9 protein-coding genes are annotated in these 10,896 nt (G+C 37.8%); 6 read left to right on the forward strand and 3 right to left on the reverse strand.

Features of this window, described 5'->3' with window-relative positions; genetic code table 11:
• Positions 1-407 precede the first annotated feature (407 nt).
• The 5 genes from parC to gyrA all read left to right on the forward strand — a co-directional run bounded on the left by parC (position 408) and on the right by gyrA (position 7,672).
• Entirely contained in the window at positions 408-2,645 is a 2,238-nt protein-coding gene (parC, locus tag BBROOKSOX_RS07090; protein ID WP_139660513.1) for a DNA topoisomerase IV subunit A, read from the forward strand.
• 77 nt (positions 2,646-2,722) lie between these two features.
• Positions 2,723-3,100, forward strand: coding sequence for a 6-carboxytetrahydropterin synthase QueD (gene queD / locus BBROOKSOX_RS07095; RefSeq protein WP_139660514.1), 378 nt, complete (start codon positions 2,723-2,725; stop codon positions 3,098-3,100).
• On the forward strand, positions 3,097-3,891 hold the full coding sequence (folE2, locus tag BBROOKSOX_RS07100) for a GTP cyclohydrolase FolE2 (RefSeq protein WP_139660515.1): 795 nt from the start codon (positions 3,097-3,099) through the stop codon (positions 3,889-3,891). The genes queD and folE2 overlap by 4 nt, the downstream gene beginning before the upstream one ends.
• A gap of 6 nt (positions 3,892-3,897) precedes the next feature.
• A complete protein-coding gene (locus BBROOKSOX_RS07105) occupies positions 3,898-4,965 on the forward strand; it encodes a 3-deoxy-7-phosphoheptulonate synthase (RefSeq protein WP_139660516.1) in 1,068 nt (355 codons plus the stop codon).
• Between the two features lie 130 nt (positions 4,966-5,095).
• The gene (gene gyrA / locus BBROOKSOX_RS07110) at positions 5,096-7,672 is read left to right on the forward strand and encodes a DNA gyrase subunit A (RefSeq protein ID WP_139660517.1); all 2,577 of its coding nucleotides are present in this window, start codon (positions 5,096-5,098) and stop codon (positions 7,670-7,672) included.
• 89 nt (positions 7,673-7,761) lie between these two features.
• Here gyrA and BBROOKSOX_RS07115 read toward each other — a convergent pair whose 3' ends face one another.
• Complete coding sequence (locus tag BBROOKSOX_RS07115; protein WP_139660518.1) at positions 7,762-8,358, reverse strand: hypothetical protein; 597 nt, start codon at positions 8,356-8,358, stop codon at positions 7,762-7,764.
• Between the two features lie 286 nt (positions 8,359-8,644).
• Here BBROOKSOX_RS07115 and BBROOKSOX_RS07120 point away from each other — a divergent pair, with 286 nt between their 5' ends.
• Positions 8,645-9,241 (forward strand): YceI family protein, encoded by a 597-nt coding sequence (locus tag BBROOKSOX_RS07120; RefSeq protein WP_139660519.1) that lies wholly within the window; start codon positions 8,645-8,647, stop codon positions 9,239-9,241.
• A 20-nt stretch (positions 9,242-9,261) separates the two neighbouring features.
• Here the strand turns inward: BBROOKSOX_RS07120 and msrA are convergent, their stop codons facing one another.
• Both msrA and BBROOKSOX_RS07130 read right to left on the reverse strand, forming a co-directional pair.
• Positions 9,262-10,563 carry a peptide-methionine (S)-S-oxide reductase MsrA gene (msrA, locus tag BBROOKSOX_RS07125; protein ID WP_139660520.1) on the reverse strand — a complete coding sequence of 434 codons (1,302 nt, stop codon included), beginning with the start codon at positions 10,561-10,563 and terminating at the stop codon, positions 9,262-9,264.
• Between the two features lie 97 nt (positions 10,564-10,660).
• The coding region (locus BBROOKSOX_RS07130; protein ID WP_218973709.1) for a hypothetical protein at positions 10,661-10,896 on the reverse strand (236 nt) is incomplete at its 5' end.

Raw genomic sequence — 10,896 nt, forward strand, 5'->3', positions numbered from 1 at the left:
ACAGTTGGGAAAATAAGGTTTTTTTTGGACTTTATGAAAAAATACAGATAGTTTTGAAAATATTTTTGAAAAAAATCTAAAAATTGAAATTAGGGTGGAGAATTATGAGTTATGCAAAAGTCTCGGATAATTAATAGACTTCATTGAGTGCTACCAAAAACCCAGTGCAAGTTTAGGGAATGCTGAAAAAAAATGTGCTGGAGTTTTGTTAGTGTGATGTGAAGATTTATACTTGGGATAAAATTAAGAGTATGATTATGAGTGGGTTTGGCAGGCGGTTGACTTACAAACAGTTGATTGTTAATATATGGTTAAATATATGGTTTTATTTTTTTAATAAAAATTATATTGAATATTTGAGTTAAAATGACCTGAGTTTTCATACCCACTCACTAGATAGGAGCAGAATGAGCCAAATCGGTCTTGAACAACAAAGCGTTGCACAATTTAGCGAGAATGCTTATCTTGATTATTCTATGTATGTCATTCTTGACCGTGCATTGCCATTTGTGGGTGATGGGCTCAAGCCTGTACAGCGTCGTATTGTCTATGCGATGAGTGAATTAGGGCTTAAATCCACAGCAAAATTCAAAAAATCTGCCCGTACTGTGGGCGATGTTTTAGGTAAATTCCATCCACATGGTGACAGTGCTTGTTATGAGGCGATGGTGCTGATGGCACAACCTTTTTCTTATCGTTATCCATTTATTGATGGACAAGGGAACTGGGGTGCACCTGATGACCCTAAATCATTTGCAGCCATGCGTTATACCGAGAGTAAACTCTCTCGTTATGCCGATTTATTACTCAGTGAAATCAATCAAGGCACGGTTAATTGGGTGGATAATTTTGATGGTTCATTGCAAGAGCCTAGAAACTTACCAGCGCAAGTCCCTAATTTACTCTTAAATGGCACCTCAGGCATTGCTGTTGGTATGGCAACAGATGTGCCACCGCATAATTTGAGCGAAGTGGTGAGTGCTTGTATTCAATTATTGGATAAACCTACTACAGAATTAGATGAGATTATGGAGATTATGCCGGCACCGGATTATCCGACAAATGCCGATATTGTATCAAGTAAAGCAGATATTAAACAAATTTATGCCACGGGTCATGGCTCGGTCAAAATGCGTGCCACTTATCAAAAAGAAAAAGGTAATATTGTTGTTGAAGCATTGCCTTTCCAAACTTCTGGTTCTAAAGTCATCACTCAAATTGCCGACCAAATGCGTAAGAAAAAACTGCCATTGGTTGAGGACATTCGTGATGAATCTGACCATGAAAATCCAACACGCATTGTGATTATACCTAGATCAAATCGTGTGAATGCGGACGCTCTAATGCTGCATTTATTTGCCACTACCGATTTAGAGAAAAATTATCGCGTTAATATGAATGTGATTGGTTTGGATGGTAAACCACAGGTTAAACCGCTTATCCCAATGATTAAGGAATGGCTAACTTATCGCATCCAAGTTGTGACCAATCGTCTAAATTACCGTCTTGATAAGATTTTGGCGCGTCTACATATCTTAGATGGTTTGTTGATTGCATTTTTAAATATTGAAGAGGTGATTGCGATTATTCGTGCGCAGGATAAGCCAAAGCCAGTATTAATAGCGCGTTTTAAACTTAGCGAAATACAAGCTGAGGCAATTTTAGAGTTAAAACTTCGTCATCTTGCTAAGTTAGAAGAAATGAGAATTCAAGGCGAGCAAAAAGAATTGGCAGAAGAAAAAGAGCAATTAGAATTGTTATTGTCAAGTAACACGCGTCTAAAAACTTACATTAAAAAAGAACTTAAAGCCATTATTAAAGACTTTGGCGATGAGAGACGCTCAAGTATTCATTCAAATGTTACGCAAGCACAAGCCTTTAATGAAGATGATTTAGTACCTGCTGAAAATGTGACAGTGGTGCTGAGTGACAAGGGGTGGGTGCGTAGTGCTAAAGGGCATGATGTTGACCCGACTACCTTGAATTATAAATCAGGCGATAATTATTTAACCAGTGCTAAAGGTCGTAGCAATAAGGCAGCAGTTTTCTTAGATTCAACAGGGCGATCTTACGCACTAATTGCTAACTCTTTACCAAGTGCAAGAGGGCAAGGTGAGCCATTGACAGGAAAACTCACACCACCCATAGATGCTAAATTTGTTGATGTAGTGATGGGCGATGACAGTCAAAATATCCTACTTGTATCAAATGCAGGTTATGGTTTTATTGCGACCATTGGTGATTTATTATCAAAGAAAAAAGCAGGTAAGGCTTCCTTATCATTGCCAGATGTTGCTAAAGTTATGAAAGTAATTAAGGTTGATGATTTAGAAAAACAGTTTGTTGCCACTACCACCAATCGTGGTAGGTTGTTGATATTCCCAGTATCTGAGTTGCCAATTTTGTCAAAAGGTAAGGGCAACAAACTTATTCAAATCCCATCGAAAGAGAGAGTTTCTGGTGAAGAATTTGTGGTTAGTGTTTGTGTATTATTAGACACACAAAACCTTAAAGTAACGGCAGGTAAGCGCCATTTAACCATTAAATTTCAAGACTTAACTAATTATAGGGGTACGCGTGCAAAACGCGGCAACCTATTGCCGAAAGGTTATCAAAACCTATCTAAAATCGAAGCCGTTGATTAAGTAGACACCTATTAATTCAAGGTGTAATTAATTTAGATAGGTTGGTATAATAGCGTTTTTTCTAATTTTTCCGAACTATGTTCGTCTTAAAAATTGTCACTGACTTTGCTTCAGCACATTCTTTGCGCGATTACCCCGGTGATTGTTCGCGCCTGCACGGTCATAATTGGCAAGTTGAGGTGTCGGTCGAGTCTGCAGTGCTTGATGCTTTGGGTATCGCAATTGATTTTCGTGAAATTAAAAAACAAACCAAAGAAGTTGTCAAGAGACTGGACCATCAATATTTGAATGAGATTCCACCTTTTGATGAGTTGAACCCAACTGCTGAAAATATTGCAAAATATTTTTATCAAGAGGTGGGTGTACTAATTAACAATCAAGATGTTCGTGTTTGCGAAGTGATTATTTGGGAAACACCTCGAGCGTCTGTTACCTATTCGGAGCCAAGACTATGAGTGCAGCTAATTTACCTGATACACAAAATAATGCGGACACGCGTCAAATCGTTATTGACAAAGTGGGTATCAAAGATATCTCACATCCGATTACTTTTATTGACCGTGATGGCAACAAAAATCCAACGATTGGCAATTTTACGATGACAGTAACATTACCAGAGCATGTTAAAGGTACCCATATGTCGCGTTTTATTGAGATTTTGAACGAAGGGTCTTGTGAGTTTAACAGTGGTAATTTTGATAAAATTATTGACAAAGTACGAGAAAAATTAGAATCTGATACAGCGCATATTACGCTAGAATTCCCCTTCTTCCGTAAGAAAAAAGCACCTTCTTCAGGTGTGGAATCGTTAATGGATTATCAGGTAACTTTATACGGTATTTTGAATCAAGGTGCTTCCGAGGTGATGATAAAGGTCGTGGTGCCGGTTACCAGTCTTTGCCCATGTTCCAAGAGTATTTCTAAATATGGTGCGCACAATCAGCGTTCGCATATTACCATTAAGGCGAGAATCGCCAAAGGTAAAACGCTACATTTAGAAGATTTGATTGAACTGGCAGAGCAAAAAGCCTCCTGTGAGTTGTACGCCATTTTAAAGCGTGATGATGAAAAAGTTGTTACCGAAAGAGCGTATGATAATCCTGCATTTGTTGAGGATTTAGTGCGTGATATTGCAGTTGGACTAAATGCCAATGACAATATTGATTACTATCGTTTAGAGTCAGAAAATTTTGAATCAATTCACAATCACTCGGCTTATGCTGTAATCGAAAACAACAAACATTAAGGCTCCATGCTAAAAAAAATACTACAAAAAATTAGCAATATTCGCATTACTAAGGCTGAATCTATTACCCCACCGATGGTGTATATCAAAAGACACGAGGTAAAAAAAACAGAATCTGACTTTATTGTTGATGCACGCAAAACCATTGCTAACATTATTAAAGGCAAGGACAAACGCTTGTTTGTTGTTGTGGGTCCTTGTTCTATTCATGACCCCAAGGCTGCGATAGAATACAGCGAGAAATTAGTAAAATTACGCGATGAGTTAAAAGACGATTTGTTTATCGTTATGCGTGTGTATTTTGAAAAGCCACGCACCACTATTGGTTGGAAAGGTTTGATTTATGACCCTGATTTAAACAGTAGCTTTAATATGGAAAAAGGCTTTGATTTGGCACGCGGCTTATTGTTAGATTTAGCTAAAAAACGCTTACCGACAGCAACTGAATACTTAGACTTAATTACCCCACAATATATCTCTGATTTGATTTCATGGGGTGCAATTGGTGCGCGTACCACAGAGAGTCAAACACACCGTGAATTAGCCTCAGGCTTGTCTTGTCCTGTTGGTTTTAAAAATGGCACAGATGGCGGCGCTCAAGTGGCCATTGATGCGGTTGTTTCTGCCAGTAATTCACATATGTTTTGGTCGATTAACAAAAAAGGCATGATTAATCGATATACGACTTCGGGTAATCCAAATTGCCATGTTATTTTGCGTGGTGGCAAGGGCGAAACCAATTACGATAGCAAGAGTGTGCAAGCCACTGCTAAGCAACTTGTTGATTCGGGTCTATCCGATAGGTTAATGGTAGATTTTTCACATGCCAATAGCGAGAAGAAGTTTAAAAATCAACTTAAAGTTGGTGATGATATTGCTAAGCAAATTAGTGCAGGTTCTAAGCAAATTTTTGGGGTAATGATTGAGTCACATCTTAACGAAGGTAGTCAGCCAGTTGGGCCGTTAAAATCGCTTGAATATGGGGTTAGTATTACCGATGGTTGTATTGGTTGGAATGATACTGAAAAACTGCTCAAAGCTCTCTCAAAATCCGTTCAGAAAAGAAATATATAGATTGTTGATTTTTAAATATTTTATTGCATAATATAGCGGCATACCTGAGTTGTAAAATTATCAGCACTTTTAGTATTATTCCTGATGAGAAATGATATAATAAAAGTTAATTTAATTAAGTATTTTTTGTATGTCTGAAAACATCGATAATCCTGAAGCGTTTACGCCTAATTTCCCCGTCGTTACTATTGAAGATGAAATGCGAGATTCCTATTTGGAATACGCAATGAGTGTTATCGTTGGCCGTGCTTTGCCTGATGTGCGAGATGGGTTAAAGCCGGTACATCGTCGGGTGCTTTATGCCATGGATGTGTTGGGTAATGACTATAACAAATCTTATAAAAAATCAGCGCGTATTGTTGGTGATGTGATTGGTAAGTATCATCCGCATGGTGATACTGCAGTATACGACACTATCGTTCGTATGGCGCAGCCGTTTTCAATGCGCAGTATCTTGATTGATGGTCAAGGTAACTTTGGCTCTGTTGATGGTGATCGTGCGGCAGCCATGCGTTATACGGAAATTCGTATGACAAAGCTTTCACACGAATTATTACGCGATTTAGATAAGCAAACTGTTGATTTTATTGACAACTATGATGGTTCAGAATCAGAGCCAAGTGTTCTACCAACGCGTGTTCCTAACTTATTGGTCAACGGTTCATCAGGTATTGCAGTAGGCATGGCAACGAATATTCCACCACACAATTTAGGTGAAGTTGTTGATGCTTGTTTGGCAGTTATTGATAAAGACACAATAACGCTTGATGACCTCTTAGCATTGATACCAGGTCCTGATTTTCCAACAGAGGGTATTATTAACGGTGCATCAGGTATTCGTCAAGCCTATGAAACAGGCAAGGGTAAGATTTATTTGCGTTCGGTTTCTCATGTTGAAGGCGAAGATAAGCAAAGTATTGTAGTGACAGAATTGCCGTATCAGGTAAATAAAGCCAAGTTGATTACTAAGATTGCTGAGTTGGTCAAAGATAAAAAAGTGGATGGTATTACCGGTTTAAGAGACGAATCTGATAAAGACGGTATGCGTATGGTGATTGAGCTGCGTCGTGGTGAAGTGCCAGAAGTGATGCTTAATAACCTTTACAAGTTGACCGAGATGCAAACTGTATTTGGTATTAATATGGTAGCAATTGACAAAGGCATGCCTAAGTTAATGACGCTTAGAGGGATATTAGATGCCTTTATTGCACATAGGCGTGATGTGGTTACCCGTCGCTCTATTTTTGAGCTCAATAAGGCAAGAAACCGTGCACATATCTTAGAGGGTTTGTCAGTTGCACTGAGCAATATTGATGAAATCATTGAACTGGTTAAGGCTGCGCCCAGCCCCACTAAAGCGAAAGAACAATTGATCGCTAAGACTTGGCAGGGTAGCGCCATTAAAGACTTGATTGGCGATCGTGACATGTCATTATTCAAGCCAGAAGATTTACCAGCTGAACTTGGTTTGCAACAATCTGGTGATTACCAACTGTCGCCAAAACAAGCACAAGCAATTCTTGACTTAAAGCTTCATCGTTTAACAGGATTAGAAAAAGATAAGATTTTCGATGAATTTAACGAACTGTTAGAAGGTATTAAATACTTGCTTGATATTTTACAAAATCCTGAAAAGTTAATGCAAGTGATTCGTGATGAGTTAATTGAAATTCGCGATAACTTTGCTAATGGACGACTCACTGAGATTATTGAGAGTAAGATTGACCTAACCCTAGAAGATCTAATTGCACAAGAAGAGCGTGTCGTTACCTTGTCGCATGGTGGCTATGTTAAGGCGCAATCGCTGAGTGATTATCAAGCGCAGCGTCGTGGTGGCAAGGGTAAGGCGGCAACAAAGATGAAAGACGAAGACTTTGTTGACCAACTGTTCGTGGCGAATTCTCACGATACTGTTTTGTGTTTCTCATCAACGGGTAAAGTGCATTGGCTCAAAGTTTATGAGTTGCCAATGGCATCACGCACGGCGCGCGGCAAACCAATTATTAATTTATTGCCATTAGAAAAAGATGAAGTTATTAATGCCATCTTGCCAGTTGCTGAATTTACACAAGATCAATTTGTCTTTATGGTAACCAGTAGTGGCACTTGTAAGAAAACATCATTAACAAATTTCTCACGCCCAAGAAAAGGTGGCATCATTGCCATTGAGCTCAGAGATGGTGACAAATTGGTAGGCGTTGATATTACTTCTGGAGAAAATGACATTATGCTGTTTTCAGCAAATGGTAAGTCAATTAGATTTAAAGAATCTGATGTGCGTGCTGTTGGTAGAACAGCCATCGGTGTGCGTGGTATGAAATTAAAAGACGATGAAATCGTCTCAGCTATTATTGCTGATGATTCAAGTCCAATTCTAACGGCCACTGAAAAAGGCTATGGCAAGCGTACTAATCTTGATGAATATCGAGCCCAAGCGCGTGGTGGCTCAGGTGTTATTTCTATTAAGACCAGTGATAGAAATGGCAAAGTAGTCGGTGCTATTCAAGTGACTGATGAAGATGAAATGATGCTGATCTCTAACAAAGCCACATTGGTTCGTGCAAGAGCTAACGATGTCTCCATTATTGGTAGAAACACCCAAGGTGTAACACTTATTAAAATCGCCAAAGGCGAGAAGTTGGTATCCATTGCTAAGATTGCTGAAACTGAAGACGAGAGTGGGATACCCGAGGAAGAAGCAGAATAAAGATATGAAATAGATTGTTGGTTAGGCATAAGGGTAATCTTAAAAATGCAAGAATAGAGCGTGTAAATTAAACAAGGCGTGCGTGGTATTTACACTTCTTCCTTCATGCAGTTATAAGGACCAAGTTGCAGGTTTGCATTACCTGCCATTTGTGCACAGGGCGCGAGCTGATCTGTTTGTATGGCCACAATTCTCGTTTGCGTATATTTCAATTCATCAAGTGTTTTATCGATTTTTTCAATCATTAACTTGGTTTTATCTACATCACCAATATCGTATACTTGCACGACCTTGATGGATGGACCAATTGTATTACCTTTTTCTAAGAGTTTAGCGAGGATTTTTTGCAGTGCATTCGCACAGCCACAGCCATTTTCATTGAGTACTACATCAGAGGATAAATGTATGAGTCCAACGCCATTGTGTGTTGGACCTTGGAAGAGTACCCCAATACCAACGCATGTGGCAATGCCCATTGTGTAAAGACCAATTTCCTCTAGATTTGGTTGAGATTTTTGAGCACTTGTAAATCCAAGATACTTGGGTTTTTCCCAGTCGTTATTTTTGACTTGATCTGTTCCAGTCATATCTACAAATTGAAGCTGCTTTAATTGTTGGTGTTGATTAGATATACAAGACACTTTAACCTGTAAATCCTGAGGAATAGGTGGAAATTTTTCAATCATGATGACACTCCTGTGTAAAGGAAACTAATCTAGTTGTAGAGATTTTATTATATAATAAGATCTCTTTAAAAGACCTTTAAATAAATAGGAATGATTAGCAAAATCCAATTTTCACCCACTTGGCGATTTCTTTAAACCTTGTCCTAGCAGGGCTAAGGCTGGGTTTAAAGAAATCGCCAAGTGGGTGAAAAGTGGGTTTCTGATGATTGTTCCTATTTATGCAAAGGTCTCTTTAAAATAGAAATAATCAGAAGCTTTATTTAATTAATAGTTTTAAGAAAATAATATGAACTCAATAAAAACAACACTAACTGCATTTTTGTTACTATCACTAACCACACTAAATGGTGCTTTTTCAGCGCCTAAATATAGGATTGATAGCAATAATTCGGTAGTCAATTTTAGCACCATAAAAAAACAATATGTGGTTGAGCCTGCGGTTTTTGAAGGCATAACAGGATCAATTTCCAGCTCAGGGAAAGCGGAAATAAACATTGATCTAAGTAGCGTAAATACAAATATAGCGATAAGAGACCAACGATTGAAAGCGTTGTTTTTTAAAGTGGTGAAATTTCCTCAAGCGAGTATCAAGGCAACCATTGATATGAAAAAAATCAAGTCAATTCGCTATTACAAGAGAATGGAAATACCCGCTATTTTGGAGTTTTATGGCGTTAGTAAAGAGATAAAATTAGAGGTTCTAGTTGCAAAAGTTTATAAAAAGAAATTACTGATTACCTCTATGAAGCCAATCATTATCGATGCTAATGATTACGGCATCCCTGCTAAGAATTTAATCGCCTTGTCAAAAACAGTGGGCGGCTTGAGTCTTTCTGACAAAGTAGCGGTTAACTTTGTATTAAGTTTTGCACATAATAAATAGTAGGCTAAAAATCATCAAGATTACTGTTTTAAATCTGCAACAAAATCTAGCACAGTTGCATTAATACAAAAACGACGATTGCCATTTGGTCCGTCTTCAAATACATGCCCCAAGTGAATACCGGTGCTTTTTGATATGATTTCAATGCGGCTCATACCAAATCTATTGTCTGGTTTTTCTATCGTACTGTTGTCAATGGCTTTGGTGAAGCTCAGCCAGCCACTTTTAGAGTTGAAACGATCATTAGTATCAAACAAAGGTGCACCTGAGAGTTTGTCAACAAATATACCATCTGGTGTGTTTTTGAAGATATCGTATTGTTTGCAAAAACGACCTTCAGTCCCTTCGTTAAAAGCAATGTCAAAGGCTTTAGAGTCGCCTAATTTGAATTTCCCTAAGATTTTGTAAAACTCTTGTGGTGATAGGTAGCCTTGAAAGCCTGCTTTTTCTACGCCATTTTCAATAAATAAGATGGTTGGTGTGGCAAAAGTTGGCGTTTTGGTTGTATAGCCTTTAAGATTGTGTGCAAACACGCTTCTAACAGGAATACTACCCTTGTATTTATCTAGTACTTTTTGCTTGAAAGCCACACAATAGGGGCAATAAGCATCAGACTCAATGACGACAATTTCTTTGCCATCTAAAGGCTCTAAAATAAGGCCTTTTAGATGTTCGTTGTAAGTGCCACTGAGTTTTTCTTTAATCATCCCTTGATTGGCAAACTTTATCCCTGTTTTATGATTAGGGCAATAGCCATTTGGATTTTTAGCCAAATAGTCTTGATGATAATCTTCTGCTTGCCAAAATTTATCCAAAGGTTTTAATTCGGTTACAATCTCTCCAAAGCCTTTTTTATTTAATAGCGCTTGGTATTCATCTTTAGTGCTTAGTGCGATTTTTTTTTGCTCGTCATTCGTCCAGTAAATGGCTGAGCGATAATTATTACCCTTATCATTGCCTTGCCCATCGATTTGGGTAGGGTCGTGTAATTCCCAAAAGTTTTTAATTAGAAATTCAGTAGAAACTAACTTTGTGTCATAAACAACTTTAACGACTTCAGCATGATTGATGATGTTTTTATTGGTTTTTTTGTTATTCTCATCATCTTCGTCTTCTTCATCACTCCAAGGAATTTTTTTTAATAAATCTAGAGAATTAAATACTTGGTTGTCATCTTTATTTGCCAGCACTTGGTGATAGTCTGGGTTGTCATAATTGCCGCCAGCATAACCAGAAGTTACCTCAACCACACCTGGTATTTTTTCAAAATTCTTTTCCACACCCCAAAAACAACCTGCTGCAAAGACAATTTCTAATATCATTTACTTTTCCTCTTTTTGTTAAATCTACCCTATATCATACGTCATTCGTCTTAAATTAGTTGCAATTTTTTTTAAGAAAAACACCTATTTTTTGTAATTAATAAATCCTATTATCATTAATTAAATCGTATAAAATTTGGGTTGTTAAGTTTACTTTAACATAGAGACCTTTGCATAAATAGGGATGATTAGCAAAATCCAATTTTTGCCCAATTGGTGATTTCTTTAAACCTTGTCCTAGCAGGGCTAAGACTGGGTTTAAAAAATCGCCAAGTGGGTGAAAAGTGGGTTTCTGATGATTGTTTCTATTTATGCAAAGGTCTCTAATAAATT

This window comes from bacterium endosymbiont of Bathymodiolus sp. 5 South (assembly GCF_900128535.1).
GTDB lineage: Bacteria > Pseudomonadota > Gammaproteobacteria > PS1 > Pseudothioglobaceae > Thiodubiliella.